General features: G+C 59.9%; 16 protein-coding genes and 1 tRNA gene. 9 read left to right on the top strand and 8 right to left on the bottom strand.

Annotated features, from left to right (window positions below; translation table 11 throughout):
* Positions 1 to 253 precede the first annotated feature (253 nt).
* On the bottom strand, positions 254 to 874 hold the full coding sequence (locus QD461_RS06685) for a J domain-containing protein (protein WP_184710008.1): 621 nt from the start codon (positions 872 to 874) through the stop codon (positions 254 to 256).
* A gap of 106 nt (positions 875 to 980) precedes the next feature.
* Here QD461_RS06685 and QD461_RS06680 point away from each other — a divergent pair, with 106 nt between their 5' ends.
* The gene (locus QD461_RS06680; RefSeq protein WP_184710010.1) at positions 981 to 1,268 is read left to right on the top strand and encodes a BolA family protein; all 288 of its coding nucleotides are present in this window, start codon (positions 981 to 983) and stop codon (positions 1,266 to 1,268) included.
* A gap of 15 nt (positions 1,269 to 1,283) precedes the next feature.
* Here QD461_RS06680 and QD461_RS06675 read toward each other — a convergent pair whose 3' ends face one another.
* From QD461_RS06675 to QD461_RS06665, 3 genes are read right to left on the bottom strand one after another with little or no spacing between them, the layout of a single operon-like run.
* Positions 1,284 to 2,594: an HlyC/CorC family transporter gene (locus tag QD461_RS06675; RefSeq protein ID WP_414087005.1), complete on the bottom strand. Its 1,311-nt coding sequence runs from the start codon at positions 2,592 to 2,594 to the stop codon at positions 1,284 to 1,286.
* The gene (gene aroB, locus QD461_RS06670; RefSeq protein ID WP_414087004.1) at positions 2,594 to 3,724 is read right to left on the bottom strand and encodes a 3-dehydroquinate synthase; all 1,131 of its coding nucleotides are present in this window, start codon (positions 3,722 to 3,724) and stop codon (positions 2,594 to 2,596) included. Before aroB ends, QD461_RS06675 begins: the two co-directional genes overlap by 1 nt.
* Entirely contained in the window at positions 3,721 to 4,314 is a 594-nt protein-coding gene (locus tag QD461_RS06665; RefSeq protein WP_414087003.1) for a shikimate kinase, read from the bottom strand. The genes aroB and QD461_RS06665 overlap by 4 nt, the downstream gene beginning before the upstream one ends.
* A 158-nt stretch (positions 4,315 to 4,472) precedes the next feature.
* Here QD461_RS06665 and QD461_RS06660 point away from each other — a divergent pair, with 158 nt between their 5' ends.
* The 5 genes from QD461_RS06660 to QD461_RS06640 all read left to right on the top strand — a co-directional run bounded on the left by QD461_RS06660 (position 4,473) and on the right by QD461_RS06640 (position 8,506).
* Positions 4,473 to 4,673, top strand: coding sequence for a hypothetical protein (locus tag QD461_RS06660; protein ID WP_414087002.1), 201 nt, complete (start codon positions 4,473 to 4,475; stop codon positions 4,671 to 4,673).
* A 14-nt stretch (positions 4,674 to 4,687) separates the two neighbouring features.
* Complete coding sequence (xerD, locus tag QD461_RS06655; RefSeq protein WP_414087001.1) at positions 4,688 to 5,644, top strand: site-specific tyrosine recombinase XerD; 957 nt, start codon at positions 4,688 to 4,690, stop codon at positions 5,642 to 5,644.
* A gap of 63 nt (positions 5,645 to 5,707) precedes the next feature.
* Entirely contained in the window at positions 5,708 to 6,661 is a 954-nt protein-coding gene (locus QD461_RS06650) for an acetyl-CoA carboxylase carboxyltransferase subunit alpha (RefSeq protein WP_414087000.1), read from the top strand.
* Positions 6,662 to 6,984: 323 nt separating this feature from the next.
* Entirely contained in the window at positions 6,985 to 8,280 is a 1,296-nt protein-coding gene (locus QD461_RS06645; protein WP_414087081.1) for a L,D-transpeptidase family protein, read from the top strand.
* A complete protein-coding gene (locus tag QD461_RS06640) occupies positions 8,273 to 8,506 on the top strand; it encodes a sulfurtransferase TusA family protein (RefSeq protein WP_414086999.1) in 234 nt (77 codons plus the stop codon). The genes QD461_RS06645 and QD461_RS06640 overlap by 8 nt, the downstream gene beginning before the upstream one ends.
* Positions 8,507 to 8,565: 59 nt before the next feature.
* On the opposite strand, the gene QD461_RS06635 is transcribed toward QD461_RS06640, so the two are convergent.
* Complete coding sequence (locus QD461_RS06635; protein ID WP_414086998.1) at positions 8,566 to 9,771, bottom strand: CobW family GTP-binding protein; 1,206 nt, start codon at positions 9,769 to 9,771, stop codon at positions 8,566 to 8,568.
* A gap of 116 nt (positions 9,772 to 9,887) precedes the next feature.
* Positions 9,888 to 11,054, bottom strand: coding sequence for a D-alanyl-D-alanine carboxypeptidase family protein (locus QD461_RS06630; RefSeq protein ID WP_414086997.1), 1,167 nt, complete (start codon positions 11,052 to 11,054; stop codon positions 9,888 to 9,890).
* Between the two features lie 192 nt (positions 11,055 to 11,246).
* Between QD461_RS06630 and QD461_RS06625 the strand changes: the two genes are divergently transcribed.
* From QD461_RS06625 to QD461_RS06615, 3 genes are all read left to right on the top strand, one after another.
* On the top strand, positions 11,247 to 12,407 hold the full coding sequence (locus tag QD461_RS06625) for a M20 aminoacylase family protein (protein ID WP_414086996.1): 1,161 nt from the start codon (positions 11,247 to 11,249) through the stop codon (positions 12,405 to 12,407).
* Between the two features lie 120 nt (positions 12,408 to 12,527).
* Positions 12,528 to 12,604: transfer RNA gene (locus QD461_RS06620), tRNA-Arg, on the top strand.
* A gap of 16 nt (positions 12,605 to 12,620) precedes the next feature.
* Entirely contained in the window at positions 12,621 to 13,232 is a 612-nt protein-coding gene (locus tag QD461_RS06615) for a GNAT family N-acetyltransferase (RefSeq protein WP_414087080.1), read from the top strand.
* Here QD461_RS06615 and QD461_RS06610 read toward each other — a convergent pair.
* Together QD461_RS06610 and QD461_RS06605 are read right to left on the bottom strand one after the other, a co-directional pair.
* A complete protein-coding gene (locus tag QD461_RS06610; RefSeq protein WP_414086995.1) occupies positions 13,223 to 13,684 on the bottom strand; it encodes an Ivy family c-type lysozyme inhibitor in 462 nt (153 codons plus the stop codon). The genes QD461_RS06615 and QD461_RS06610 overlap by 10 nt on opposite strands.
* Before the next feature lie 75 nt (positions 13,685 to 13,759).
* Positions 13,760 to 14,026, bottom strand: coding sequence for a BON domain-containing protein (locus QD461_RS06605; protein WP_414086994.1), 267 nt, complete (start codon positions 14,024 to 14,026; stop codon positions 13,760 to 13,762).
* Positions 14,027 to 14,204 lie beyond the last annotated feature (178 nt).

Below are 14,204 nucleotides of genomic sequence, written 5' to 3'. Positions count from 1 at the left end.
CCGAAACGCCGCAGCTTGTTGCCCGCATCCGTTCGGTCGGAACAGCGGCGATACTTCTCCGGGACTAAAGCAAAATCTCGGCGCGATGAAATGATCGCTTGCGAGCATCCTTGAACAGAGTCCCGGACAAGAAACGCCGCGTCCGGAAAGTCGGCCGAGGTGACGCCAGCCAAAAGCACACCCTGCCGCGGTCGCCCGCGGCTTCAGCCGATTTGGACCATACCTGATTGAAGGCGGAGAGCAAGGACAGGAATTAACAAAAACCGTTCTGTTTCAATAATTGATAGGCCTGTATGACCGCGCGGAAGCGCTCCTCCGAGCCGCGGTCGCCGCCATTAGCATCCGGATGGTGCATTTTCACCAATTCCTTGTAGCGGCGCTTGATTTCGGGCGCGGTGGCGGTGGCGCCAAGGCCCATCGTGTCGAATGCCTTCGCCTCGAGCGATTTCAGCTTGCGCTGCTCCGGGAAACGCGGGCCGCGCCCCTGCCCTTCTCCTTCCTTCACGAAGCCGAAAGGATCACGCACGCGGGAATAGGAGCCGGAGCGAATATCCGACTGCAGCGGGCTGTTCTTGGCGGCCTTGTTGACACCGACAGTCCAGGTCGGACGATGTCCGGTAATCGCTTCCTTCTGGTAGCGCGCAATCTCCCCGTCGGAGAGGCCGGAGAAATAATTATACCCCTTGTTATATTCTTTGACGTGCTCGAAGCAGAACAAAAAGAACTGCCCTTCTGCATTGCGCCCGACAGGGGCGCGATGCGTACCGTGCTTGTCGCAGCCGTCCCACTGGCACGTCGGCGGCCCCTGCTCAGGCTCCTGCGCGCGTTTGCGGCGGGTGCGGATACGATCGAAATATTTTGAATCAAGTCTCATGGCGTCCTAATTATGAGGCCTTGGATACCCCACAACAAGAATTGACAAACAGGAATGTTATAGGCTTTGTGGGAGCCTTTTTCGTGAGCGAGGTCGACGCGGGAATATGGAAACGACACTACAATCCCGCATTGAGGCGAAGCTCAAGGATGCGTTCGCGCCAGAGCGCCTTGCCGTCATCAATGAGAGCCACCTGCATGCCGGCCATCAGCCGGACATGACCGGAACCGGCGAGACCCATATAAGAGTTCGCATCGTTTCTGCCAAGTTCGCCGGCATGCCGCGGCTTGCCCGTCACAGGGCGATCAATGACTTGCTGAAGCCCGAGCTGGATGCCGGGCTGCACGCGCTAGCCGTGGAGCCGGCAGCACCCGGAGAAGCCGTTCGCTGGTAGCAGCAGACAATATTCCTACTGCGGCTTCACCTCTTCCGTCTCGGCGGGACGGATGCGCAGCTTGGTGATGCGGTTCTTTTCGCGTTTCATGACGATGAAGCGCTTGCCGTAGAAGGTGAAGGCCTGCCGCTCCTCGGGAATGGTCATTGATTCGTGGATGACGAGACCGGCAATCGTCGTTGCCTCCTCGTCGGGCAGGTTCCAGTCGAGCGCACGGTTGAGGTCGCGAATCGGCACGACGCCATCGACGACGATCGAACCGTCGGCCTCCTGCCGCACACCCTGAATGTCGAGATCGTGCTCGTCGGCGATGTCGCCAACGATTTCCTCGAGGATATCCTCCAACGTCACGATGCCCTGTACCTCGCCATATTCGTCGACGACGACGGCGAAATGCTGCTTGCGGCGCAGGAAGGCGTTGAGCTGGTCTTCGAGATTGGTGCTGTCGGGTACGAACCACGGCTTTTGCGCGATCTTGACGATGTCGAGATTTTCCGGCTCGACATTCGGCTCCGCCAGAGCCCGCAGCAGATCCTTGGCGTGAACGACTCCGATGATGTTGTCGATCGTGCCGCGCCAGAGCGGCATGCGCGTATAGGGACTGTCCAGAATGGCGCGCACGACCAATTCCGGCTGCTCGTCGGCATTGATGGCGCGCATCGCCGTGCGATGCACCATGATGTCGGAAAGTTCCAGCTCACCGAGGTCGAGCACGCCGCCGAGACGGTCGCGGTCCGCCTTGACCACCGAGCCTTCCTTGTGCAGCAGATCGACCGCGCCACGCAGTTCCTCATGCGCCGACAGCATCGACACCTCTTTCGAGAGGTTGATGCCGAAAATGCCGAGGATCCAGCGGACGATGGCGTTGACGAAGCTTGACACCGGACCGACGACGGCAACGAAGAGCCGTACCGTTCCGGCCACGTTCAAGGCAAAGCGATCGGGTGTGGAAATGGCCCAGCTCTTCGGCAGCACTTCGGCGAAGATGACGAGGATGACGGTCATGGCGATGGTCGCAAGCGCGACGCCCGAAGCGCCGAAAAGACCGAGAAACACGCTGGTCGCAAGCGAAGACGAGAGGATGTTGGCGAGGTTGTTGCCGATCAGCAGTGCGCCGATAAGACGGTCGCGGCGCTCGATGAGACGCCGTACAATACCCGCCTGCGCGTCACCATTGGCTTCCAGCGTATAAATGCGGCTGCGCGAAACGGCTGTCAGCGCCGTCTCCGAACCGGAAAAGAAGGCCGATAGCAGCACGAGCGCGACGATCGAAAGGATCTCGGGCCAATATTCCAACAAGACAGCCAGCGTGCCCTCTATCGTCATCAGGGATGCTTTTCCTTTAGGAAGCTCAGGACTTCGGACGACGGCACATTATCGGCAATGAAGGACTGACCGATGCCATGTGTAAGGATGAAGGTGAGCTGGCCGCTCTTGACCTTCTTGTCCTGCGCGATCGCGTCCATCAAAACTTCCGCGGGCGGTAATTCGCCGGGGATATCGCTCATCCGGGTCGGCAGGCCGACGGCCTTCAGATGCGCCTCGACACGCTTGGCGTCATCGGGGCTTGCCAGATTGAGGCGGGCGGAAAACTCATGCGCCAGCACCATGCCGATGGAGACGCCCTCGCCGTGCACCAGCCGGCTGCTGTCATAGGCGGTCGCCGCTTCCAGCGCATGGCCGAAAGTATGGCCTAGATTGAGCAGGGCACGTGGGCCGTTTTCCCGCTCGTCGGCAACGACGACATCGGATTTCGCCTGGCAGCTCGCGGCGATCGCCTCGATGCGGGCGGCACCGCCGGCAAAGACCTGCTTCCAGTTCGCCTCAAGCCAAGCGAAGAATTCCGGCTTGTCGATCAGGCCGTATTTGGCAACTTCGGCATAGCCGGCGCGAAACTCGCGATCGCTCAGCGTGTTCAGCACATCGATATCTGCCAGCACCAGATCGGGCTGGTGGAAGACGCCGACAAGGTTCTTGCCGTGATGGGTATTGATGCCGGTCTTGCCGCCCACGGAGGAATCCACCTGCGACAGGAGCGAGGTCGGGATCTGCACGAAGCGAACGCCGCGGCGCACAATGCCGGCAGCAAAGCCCGAGAGATCGCCGATGACACCGCCGCCAAGCGCGATCACGGCATCGTTGCGCTCAACGCGTGCGGTCAGCACGGCGTTGCAGACGGTAATCAGATGTTCGAAGCTCTTGGTTTTCTCGCCCGCCGGCAGCACCAGGCTGGATGCCAGGATACCCTCGGCCTCAAGGCTGGCAAGCAGTGCATTCAGATAATGTGGCGCAACGTTTTCGTCGGTAATGACGGCTGCCCTGCGACCTTTCAGCCGTGCAGCTATTTCGCGACCGGCTCTGGCGATCAGGCCCGGGCCGATCAGAATATCATAGGCGCGTTCGCCGAGAGGCACGCGCACGAGGCGCTCCGCGGGGGCCGGGCTAATCGCATTCATGGCATTTGGCTTTCTGCTTGCTTACCCTCGACGATGGCGGCAAGGACTTCTTTGGCCATGACTTCCTTGCTCACATCTCGTGACAGAACCGTAAGATCGGCTTCCGCATAGATCGGATAGCGCGCATTCATCAGGTTCTCGAGGGTCTGTTTCGGATTTTCAGTCTTCAGCAGCGGGCGCGTATCACGCTTGTTGACCCGCTCCCAGAGCACGTCGAGATCGGCGTTGAGCCAGACGGAAAGGCCGCCGCGCTTGATGTGCTGCCGCGTGTTGTCGTTGATGAAGGCGCCGCCGCCGGTCGAAACCACGCGCGGGCCACCCCGCAACAGCCGCTTGATGACGCGGGTCTCCAGTGCCCGGAACTCCTGCTCGCCATAAGTGGCGAAAAGCTCCGTGATCGTCATGCGCGACACGCGCTCGATCTCCGCATCCGTATCGACGAAGGGAATGCCAAGCTGCTGTGCGACGAGCCGTCCGACCGAGGACTTTCCCGCCCCCATCAATCCCACGAGAACAAGATTACGCCGGCCGAGCGCTACGCGCGCCTTGTCTCTGAGGCTCTCTGCAAGGGTCAGGACTTGTTCACTCATTGGCCCATTCACTATTTCTTTGGAAACGGTATCGTCAAATGCGCCGGTAGCGTCAAGACGCTGCCGCGTAAACATGTCTGCAATATCCTTTCGCTAACGCTTGATGGATATGATTTTTGCGTCGCCAGACCTTCGACTGGGACGAGGAGTGTGTACGAATGCCGACCCTGTTTCGCTTCCTTGTCATCTGCGCGGTGATCGGCGGGTCGATATATGGGGCGATGTGGGCGCTCGCTCTCTTCGTCAGCCCGCAGCCGCGCGAGATCACCATTCGCATTCCGTCGGAGCGCATCAATCCGCCAGCCACCGCCAATCCGGCCACTGGCAATCCACCCGTCACTGGCGCGTTGAAGCAATGAATGCGAGGGCTGGCGTGAGAGATCTTGGCCGGGCACATCTGGAAGCCTTTCTGGAAATGATGAGCGCCGAGCGCGGGGCTGCGGTCAACACCCTGCAATCCTACGAGCGCGATCTCGACGATCTCCACTCCTTCCTGTCCGAACGAAGCGTACGCCTGATCGATGCGGGCTCGAGCGAACTCGGTGCCTATCTCTCCTCGCTCTCGGCGCAGGGCTTCAAGCCCTCCTCCCAGGCGCGACGGCTCTCGGCCATGCGCCAGTTCTACAAGTTTCTCTATGCGGAAGGCTTGCGCACGGACGACCCCACCGGGATCCTCGATGCGCCGAAGAAGGGCCGCCCCCTTCCGAAAACCATGGGCGTCGACGAGGTCACGCGCCTTCTGAGCCGAGCCGAAACCGAGGCGGCAGCCGCTGGACCGGATCAACTGCAGCGCCAAAGGATGCTCGTGCTGCTCGAACTGCTCTATGCGACCGGCATGCGCGTCAGCGAGCTCGTTACCCTGCCGGCCAAGGTACTCGATCACGAAGGGCGCTTCCTGATCATCCGCGGCAAGGGAAACAAGGAACGGCTGGTGCCGCTGTCGCAATCGGCGATCGCCGCCCTGAAGGTCTACGGACAGTTGCAGGCGGAGCTTGCGGCAAACGCGAAACAACAGGCGCCCGAAAGTCCCTGGCTCTTTCCCGCCGCCTCGCGGGAGGGTCATCTGCCACGCCAGGTCTTCGCCCGCGACCTGAAGGATCTCGCCATCCGTGCCGGGTTGACGCCCTCCGTGATCTCGCCGCACGTCATGCGCCACGCCTTTGCCAGCCATCTTCTGGCGAACGGCGCTGATCTGCGTGTGGTGCAGGAATTGCTTGGCCATTCGGACATTTCGACGACGCAAATCTATACACATGTGCTGGAAGAACGCCTACATCAGCTCGTGCAAACGCATCACCCCCTTGCCAAACAGGCAAAAAAACAGGATTAGGACCGGCATACTGGCTAAAGCCGCCTTCTCTCGTCCCGCGCAAAAGGATCGGAAACGCACCTCATGCACAATTATCTCGACTTCGAAAAACCCATCTCGGATCTCGAAGGCAAGATTCACGAGCTCAAGAAACTGGCGAGCGAAGACGAAAGCATCGACACTTCCGACGAAGTGACGCGGCTGGAAGTTCGCGTTCGCGAGGCGACTGCCGACATTTATTCCAAGCTCAACGCCTGGCAGAAGACGCAGGTCGCCCGTCATCCGCAGCGGCCGCATTTCGTCGATTACGCCAATGCGCTGCTGACGGAATACACGCCGCTCGCCGGCGACCGTAAATTCTCCGAGGACGCCGCCATCCAGGCCGGCTTTGCTCGTTTCCGCGGCCAGCCCGTTGCGATCATCGGCCAGGAAAAGGGCCACGATACCAAGAGCCGCCTGAAGCATAATTTCGGCAGCGCACGCCCCGAAGGCTATCGCAAGGCCATCCGCATCATGGAAATGGCCGATCGTTTCCAGATTCCGGTGATCACGCTCGTCGATACCGCGGGCGCCTATCCGGGTGTTGGCGCTGAAGAACGGGGCCAGGCCGAAGCAATCGCCCGCTCGACCGAGATCAGCCTTGCCCTCAAGGTGCCGATCGTCTCGATCGTTATCGGCGAAGGCGGCTCCGGCGGTGCTATCGCCATCGCCGTCGGCAACCGCGTCTACATGCTCGAGCACTCGATCTACAGCGTGATTTCGCCCGAAGGCGCAGCGTCCATCCTGTGGCGCGATTCCACCCGCGCCAAGGAAGCTGCAACCGCCATGAAAATCACCGCCGACGACCTGAAGGGCCTCGGCGTGATCGATGGCATTATCCCGGAACCGCTTGGCGGCGCACATCGCGATCCGCAGAGCGTGATTGCCGCAACCGGCGACATCATCGCCAATGCGCTCAGCGAACTTTCCAGCCGGTCGGGCGAGCAACTGCGCAACGACCGCCGCCAGAAGTTCCTCAACATCGGCCGCAATCTCTAGAGCGCCTGCTTCCTTCGGAAGCACAAAGGTCACTCTACCTCTTTGAATCTACGCATCGACCCGAAAGTCGATTCCGATTTTCAGGTCGATGCGTTGGCTGCAGCCTGAAAATTTGATCGCAAAAGGGGAATGGGGCCAAATCTTGGCCACATTCCTGTAATCGAAGCGTTATGGCAAAGAAAAACTTGCCAGCGAGGCTCAGCCACGTCATAGGCTGGTAAGGATTTCTCAAGTATAAGCCTTTTATGATTCCGTTTCATGCTTCGAGGGGAGTGGCGAAACAGATCGAGCTGCCGCTCTTCGCATTTATGGGCCAAGTCAGAATGCGCATCCGTCACCTTGCTTATGTTTCCATGATGGCGCTGGCTCTCGCTGGCTGTAACGACGCACTCGATACAGCGTCGATCGACCTGTCGAAGGTAAAGAACAAGGTCGAACAGCCGCTGCCGAGCCACATCATTGCCGATATGGCAAAGAAGGGCATGGATCGCAATTCGCCGATCATGATCCGTATCTTCAAGGAAGAAGGTACGATGGAGATCCTGAAGGCGAACCAGAGCAACCGTTTCGAAGTCATTGCGAGCTACAGCATCTGCGCCTGGTCTGGCCGCCTCGGCCCCAAGGTCAAGGAAGGCGACCGGCAAGCGCCGGAAGGCTTCTATATGCTGACGCCGGCCAACCTGAACCCGAATTCGAAGTACTATCTTGCCATCAACACCGGCTTTCCGAACCGGTATGACGCAGCCAACGGCCGCAGCGGCAACAATCTGATGATCCACGGCGCCTGCTCGTCGTCAGGCTGCTATTCGATGACCGACCAGCAGGTGCTGGAAATCTATGCTTTCGCGCGCGATGCTTTCAAGGGCGGCCAAAAGGCGGTGCAGCTGGAAGCATTTCCCTTCCGTATGACAGCGGAAAACATGTGGAAGCACCGCCTGAGCCCAAATATCGAATTCTGGAAAATGCTGAAGGTCGGCTACGACAATTTCGAAGTGACCAAGCGGCCGCCCGAGGTCGAGGTCTGCGAGAAGAAGTATGTCTTCAACCAGCAGGCCAGCGGCCCGTTCAATGCCGGCGGCAAATGCCCTGTCATGACGACCCCACCGGCCCTGCAGGTGGCGCTTGCGACTTACGACAAGCAGTATCAGGCAGACTATGCGACGGCGACGAAGAAGTTTGACGGCATGGCCTGGTACGACCCAAGCGAAGCCGAGCGCAAGGCTGTCGTCGCCAAGCAGCGCAAGGGCCACGATATTGCCTATGCTCCCACAGGCACCGCACTTGCCGCAGGTAAGATGATGAAGGTCGCCGACCTCGAGTCGGCGATGTCCAATCAGTCGGCGCAACAGGTCGCGCGCGGCGGCACCGTCGCGAGCCCGACGACGACGGCAAGCATTCGCCTCGCGACGACAGCTCCGGGTACTGCTGCACCGCAAGCCGGCGGCCCGCTGCTCGCATCCAGCGTTCCGGCGAATGTCCCGATCCCGATGGCGAACCCGATGAACTCCGGTCCCGCCGTCAGCGCGCTCGCCTATGCGCAGAATCCAGCCGTCGAGACGGCGCAGACCGAGCCGCCGAAAAAACCGCCATTCTGGAAGTTCTGGGCCAAGAGTGAGTAATCCCGCCGCCGAGATCTACGATCTGCGCGGACTGAAGTGCCCCTATCCGGCAATCAAGACGGAAAAGCGTCTGCGCGGCATGCCGAGCGGCGCGACGTTGGCCGTCGAAACGACCGATCCTCTTGCCGTCATCGACATTCCGCATCTCTGCAACGAAAAAGGCCATACGCTTCTCGCCAGCGAGAAGACCGAAAGCGGCCACCGCTTCACTATCCGCAAGGGTTGATCAGAGCGGCTAAGGCGCGCCGTGGCCGCAAGACCGGGCACACTTTTGCGCGAGATGCATTAGAAGCGCATCCCTGGAACAGCGAGCGGATTGTCCTGCAGCGCCGCCCTGTCCGGCGTATCGACGCGCGGCTTGCTGAGGAAGGCGTCGAACAGCCCCTTCACGAAATCTTCGGGCAGGTCCTTGGTGATAACAACCATGCGCGTGCGCCGGTCTTCCGGATCAGGCCATGCCGGCAGCCGCACCGGCGGATGGAAGATATTCTGCACGCCATGCAGCACGACAGGCCGCTCCGGCCGATCCGAGACGGCAACGATCGCCTTCATGCGCAGCAGCTTTTCGCCATGCGCCGACCGCAGCAGATCGATGAACATCTCCAGCGCCATGGGGTCGATGGGCTGCGTCTCGACGATCGAGAACGACCGGATCGATTCGTCATGGCGCGTAACGTCATGGCCATGCTGGTGCCGATGACCATGGTGGTGTCCATGGTGGCGGTGATGATGAACATGGTCATCATGATGATGGCCGTGATCGTGGTCGTGATGATGATCGTGGTCACCATCATGGTGGTGATGCTCGTCCGCCTCCAGCTCGTTCTGCAGCCAACGGCCGACATCGGCGATCTTGGAGGCAGGATCGTAAAGGCCATTGACGAGAATGGCGGCGCGGCCGGCTTCATCGCTGTCGGCATTCATGATCTGCGCCCGCGGATTGAGCGCCCGCAGCCGGCTTTCGAGCTGAACCTCCGGCACGGCACCTGCAATCGCAGTCTTGGAGACGATCAGGCGATCGGCAACCGCAACCTGCTTGCGCGCCTCTTCGTGATTGTCGAGCGTCTGCAGCCCGTTGACCGCATCGACAACGGTGATGACGCCGTCCAGATCGAAATTGGTGGCGATGATCGGGTTGCCCATGATCGACTGCATGACGGGCGCCGGATCGGCAAGGCCGGTGGTTTCGATGACGACGCGCTTCAGCGGACGGATGCGGCCGGTCTGCATGGCATCCATAAGGTTCGCCAGCGTATCCACCAGCTCGCCGCGCACTGTGCAGCACAGGCAGCCGTCGGACAGCTCGATGATGGAATCGCCGGAGCTTTCCACCAGCAGATGGTCGATGCCGACATCGCCGAACTCGTTGATGATGACGGCCGCGTCGCGCATATCCTCGTCCTTGAGGATGCGATTGAGCAGCGTCGATTTGCCCGCACCGAGGAAACCCGTCAGGATGGCAACCGGCACTCTTTGCTGCAAAACGCTCATGATGACTATCCGATATTAAAGCAATTCCAGCAAAAGTGCGCAGCGGTTTTGCGTCTGGAATTGCGCAAGACAAAGAGATAGGGCATTTCCGCTGCTCCGCTTGAAGCGGAAATGCTCTAGAAAGTGGGGCGCGGCACGGGGATCGGCACATTGGCCGCCCGTCCGGAGATGGCAATCTTGTTGTCCTTGGTTGCCTTGTCGCCTTTGGCGGTGGCGTCGTCCGTGTCGCCCTTGACGGCAGTCGCGACGTCCTGCCCACCGATCAGGCCAGCATAGATGAAATTGGGCTCATGATCCATTTCATGGATATAGGGCGACTGGACCTTGGTGCGGCCGAACGGATCCTTGGTTTCGCTGCGGGCATGCGCGCCCTTGGCGCTGCAGATATCGGCGGTGACATCGGCGACCTCACTCGACAATGGCGCAGTCGGCCGCAGGGTCGCCAGCGTGTCGCTGCCGTTAAGCTGATTCTGGAAGCCCTTTTCCAGGAAATTGGCCGAATCGTCGGCGCGCGCCGCCAGACTGTCCGTGCCGAGAACGACGGAGATCAGCGTGCGGCCGTTGCGTGTCGCGGACGCGATCTGATTGAAGCCGGACGCGCAGATGAAGCCGGTCTTCATGCCGTCGGCGCCATTGAACCGGCCGATGAGCATGTTGATATTCGGCACCTGCTTGACGCCGTTGGTGAAGCCTTCCAGCGAGAAATAGCCGGCATATTGCGGGAACTCGCGGCGCAGCGCCACGCTCAGAATGGCAAGGTCACGCGCCGTCGTATACTGGCCCTTGCCGGGCAAGCCGTTCGGGTTGATGAAATGCGAGTCGCGCATGCCGAGGCGCGCAGCCTCCGCATTCATCCGCGCCACGAAGTTCGGCTGCGAGCCGCCAACGGTCTCGGCAACGGCCACCGCAAGGTCGTTTGCCGATTTGACCAGCATCATCTTCAAGGCATTGTCGAGCGTCATCTTCTGGCCCGGCTTGAAGTACATCTTGGCCGGCGGCTGCGAGGCCGAGAGCTTCGACATGACGACTGGCGTGTCGAGCTTGATCTGGCCGGACTGGAGGGCCCGGAAAGTGACGTAGCTCGTCATCAATTTCGTAAGCGAAGCAGGATACCAGCGGCGAAACGCCTCCTGCTGATCGAGAACGCGGCCAGTGCTGACATCAACGAGAATATGCGGATTGGCTCCGGCCGTCTGTGCGGTCGACACGAAAAGCATGGATGCTGCTGCGGCCACAGGGACAAGCCGCAGGGCGGCATACAAACGATTCTGCTTCGTCGGCACGATCTATCCTTCAGAAGTCCGGAATTTTCTCGAAAGCTTCGTCTATTTAACCTATATGGCTAGGAGAAGGCAAAGGCGATTGACGACTTATTTGCCGGTGGCATGCGGCACAGGCCGCGACAAACTGGCAGAGGCTGTCCGACGGGCCTGCAAGTTGAACCAGAATTGATATTGAGCAGCAGGAAAATCAGCATGCCGATCTTGAACAGAGCCGCAGAACTCCAGGGCGAAGTAACCGAGTGGCGCCGCTACATCCACACGCGGCCGGAGCTTCTTTATGCGGTTGAAAACACCGCCGCCTTCGTCGCTGAAAAGCTCCGCTCCTTCGGAGTCGACGAGGTGGTGACCGGCATTGGCCGCACCGGCGTCGTCGGCCTGATCCGCGGCAAGGGCGAAGGGCGCACGGTTGGCCTGCGCGCCGATATGGATGCTCTCCCGCTCACCGAGATATCAGGCAAGCCCTGGGCCTCCGAAACACCGGGCAAGATGCATGCCTGCGGCCATGACGGCCATACCGCCATGCTGCTAGGCGCTGCGAAATATCTCGCCGAGAACCGCAACTTCAACGGCAATATCGCCGTCATCTTCCAGCCTGCCGAAGAAGGCGGCGCCGGTGGCGACGCCATGGTCAAGGACGGCATGATGGAGCGCTTCGCAATCTCCGAAGTCTACGGCATGCACAACATGCCGGGCCTGCCGGTCGGCCATTTCGCCATCCGCAAGGGCGCGATCATGGCGGCGACGGACGAATTCACCGTTTCCATCAAGGGCGTGGGCGGTCACGCAGCCATGCCGCACCGGACGATCGATCCGATCGCCATCGGCACGCAGATCATCTCCAACCTGCAGCTCATCGCCTCACGCAGCGCCAATCCGCTGAAATCAGTGGTCGTCTCCGTGACGATGTTCAACGCCGGCCATGCGCAGAACGTCATTCCGAGCGAGGCGAGCTTTGCCGGGACCGTTCGCACGCTCGATCCGGAAATGCGCGATCTCGCCGAACAGCGCTTCAAGCAGATTGTTTCCGGCATCGCCGCAAGCCATGGCGCCGAAGTCGAGATCGAGTTCCAACGCAACTACCCGGTCACCTTCAACCATGCCGACGAGACCGATCATGCGATCACCGTCGCCGAGGAAATTGCCGGCACCGGGAATGTCATCGCCGATATCGACCCGATGATGGGCGGCGAGGATTTTTCCTACATGCTGCTCGCCCGCCCCGGCGCCTTCATCTTCGTCGGCAACGGCGACACGGCAGGCCTGCACAACCCGGCCTACGACTTCAACGACGAAGCCATCGCCCACGGCATTTCCTACTGGGTACGCCTCGCCGAACAGCGCCTCAACGCCTGAGGCGGCTTTGCCATTCGCCGCGCGCCCCATAAGGGTGCACGGCACCGCAAAAGCGAATTGTCCCGAGGACGTAAAAGGGCTTGGCTTCGGGCCTTTGCTTTTGTATGGATCATCCCGAGTGGTCTCGTAGCTCAGCAGGATAGAGCATCAGATTCCTAATCTGAGGGTCACGCGTTCGAATCGCGTCGAGATCACCATTTTTCAGCCTGAATGATGGTCGCGTGGTCGAGATTGAAAGAATATCGGACTTCAACGCACATACACGATTTGGCTCTTGTTGAACCAAGCCTGCTCAATTTGCAGGGTTTCGAACAGGCGCTCATGCGCGGATGGTCGCCCGATCCCCGGCGCCAGCATGACAGATCATTTATCGAAGCTGAACTGGTAACGCTTAGGAGAGACAGATCAGCTTTCCTCGCACGGACGACATCGGGTGAAGTCGTCGCCACAACGGTATTGAATCGAGAACCGCAATACTTTGTCACCCGCCCATTCTGGATCTGGGACAGGAGTTTCTGCGGCTACATCACATTGCGTTATTTGGCTGGAACGACCCAACTGCCCCTGCACGTGCCGGGCCATGTGGGCTATTCGGTCGTTCCTTGGAAGCAAGGCCGAGGCTATGCGACGCAAGCACTTCGGCTTCTGTTGCCGATCGCAATGGAGGTCGGCTTTACGAATATCAGCATCGTCTGCAATGAAGATAACCTCGCCTCGAAACGCGTTATCGAGAAAGCGGGAGGCGTGCTTTGCCGGATAGGCACCCACGCATCGGATTCTCCAGCCGTGTCGAAGCTATTTTTCGACCTGCCAACTCACTTGTAATCAAACGCATCCGGATGGTTCTCCAGGCTGCCGGTCAGCGCCGCATAGAGAATGGTCCTGCCGTCGATCGCTTCACTGCCCAGTCCGATGTTCAGCCATGTCAGCTTTTCGGACACGGTTTGCTGGTCGACGGAGGACAGGAGCCCATACATGATCTCCTTGCCGGGATCGTACATGACGGCGATGCGCTCCGAGCCGCAATCGTGCTGCTTGCAGGCACTCATCACGTAAAACTTCGCTCCGTCGAACATGATCTCGTGACCGGGAGATTCCACGGTCTTCCCGTGGATCCAGTCCGGCAACCGATGACCTTCCGCCATGGCCTTGAAGGCTGCGGCTGCCGCAGGGTTGCCGGTGATTTCGCGGAATGTAGTGGGATTATCCTGAGCAAATGCGCCCGTTGCAGCGGAAAGAATACTCGTCAATGCGACGGCAATCGTCAACATTCTCATGCGTTTGCCCCCAAACTACCTAGGTCAAGACTTGGTAGCGGCCTCAGGATGAATATGGCCTGAAAAGCCAACAGATCACCCGACGGCAATCCTGTTTCTCACCAGCCTGACCCCTGGGATCGACTCGGCCACTGCGGTTGCCCTCTTCACCTCCTGCGGGGTGGCGACCATGCCGTCGAGACGGATTTCCTGGCCTGTGGCCGTCACCCTGACATCGGAGGCATCGATACCGCCGGCAACCGCCAGCGCGTTGGCAACCGTGGATTCCAGTTCCGAACGCCTCGAATGCTCGCTTTCCAGATAAAGCTCCACGCCATGGAATGTCGCCGCCTTGAAAACCATACATTACCCTCCGCAGACAAGTAGACGGGAAACGCGACACCGGGCATTTGGTTCGGCAACAGGCGAAAAATATCATCAAATCAGTAGTTTCGCCTTAAGCGGGCATTGCCGGCGGCGCGAAGTTGCATTGCGGCATACTTGCCGCTACCCGCGTTCCCCTGTAGAGCCTTGGAAGATG

The sequence above is a fragment of the Rhizobium sp. BR 314 genome (assembly GCF_047445805.1).
GTDB classification, from domain to species: domain Bacteria; phylum Pseudomonadota; class Alphaproteobacteria; order Rhizobiales; family Rhizobiaceae; genus Rhizobium; species Rhizobium lusitanum_B.
The sequence above is the reverse complement of the archived record's forward strand: the minus strand, read 5'-3'. Positions and strand labels throughout refer to the sequence as shown.

What these genes read in the sequence shown, in the direction of transcription:
- QD461_RS06685 (WP_184710008.1), bottom strand. Translation starts at nt 874, where the DNA reads ATGAGACTTGATTCAAAATATTTCGATCGTATCCGCACCCGCCGCAAA.
- aroB (WP_414087004.1), bottom strand. Translation starts at nt 3,724, where the DNA reads ATGAATGCGATTAGCCCGGCCCCCGCGGAGCGCCTCGTGCGCGTGCCT.
- QD461_RS06625 (WP_414086996.1), top strand. Translation starts at nt 11,247, where the DNA reads ATGCCGATCTTGAACAGAGCCGCAGAACTCCAGGGCGAAGTAACCGAG.
- QD461_RS06635 (WP_414086998.1), bottom strand. Translation starts at nt 9,771, where the DNA reads ATGAGCGTTTTGCAGCAAAGAGTGCCGGTTGCCATCCTGACGGGTTTC.
- QD461_RS06660 (WP_414087002.1), top strand. Translation starts at nt 4,473, where the DNA reads ATGCCGACCCTGTTTCGCTTCCTTGTCATCTGCGCGGTGATCGGCGGG.
- QD461_RS06665 (WP_414087003.1), bottom strand. Translation starts at nt 4,314, where the DNA reads ATGAGTGAACAAGTCCTGACCCTTGCAGAGAGCCTCAGAGACAAGGCG.
- QD461_RS06675 (WP_414087005.1), bottom strand. Translation starts at nt 2,594, where the DNA reads ATGACGATAGAGGGCACGCTGGCTGTCTTGTTGGAATATTGGCCCGAG.
- QD461_RS06650 (WP_414087000.1), top strand. Translation starts at nt 5,708, where the DNA reads ATGCACAATTATCTCGACTTCGAAAAACCCATCTCGGATCTCGAAGGC.
- QD461_RS06645 (WP_414087081.1), top strand. Translation starts at nt 6,985, where the DNA reads ATGCGCATCCGTCACCTTGCTTATGTTTCCATGATGGCGCTGGCTCTC.
- QD461_RS06605 (WP_414086994.1), bottom strand. Translation starts at nt 14,026, where the DNA reads ATGGTTTTCAAGGCGGCGACATTCCATGGCGTGGAGCTTTATCTGGAA.
- QD461_RS06680 (WP_184710010.1), top strand. Translation starts at nt 981, where the DNA reads ATGGAAACGACACTACAATCCCGCATTGAGGCGAAGCTCAAGGATGCG.
- QD461_RS06615 (WP_414087080.1), top strand. Translation starts at nt 12,621, where the DNA reads ATGGTCGCGTGGTCGAGATTGAAAGAATATCGGACTTCAACGCACATA.
- QD461_RS06610 (WP_414086995.1), bottom strand. Translation starts at nt 13,684, where the DNA reads ATGAGAATGTTGACGATTGCCGTCGCATTGACGAGTATTCTTTCCGCT.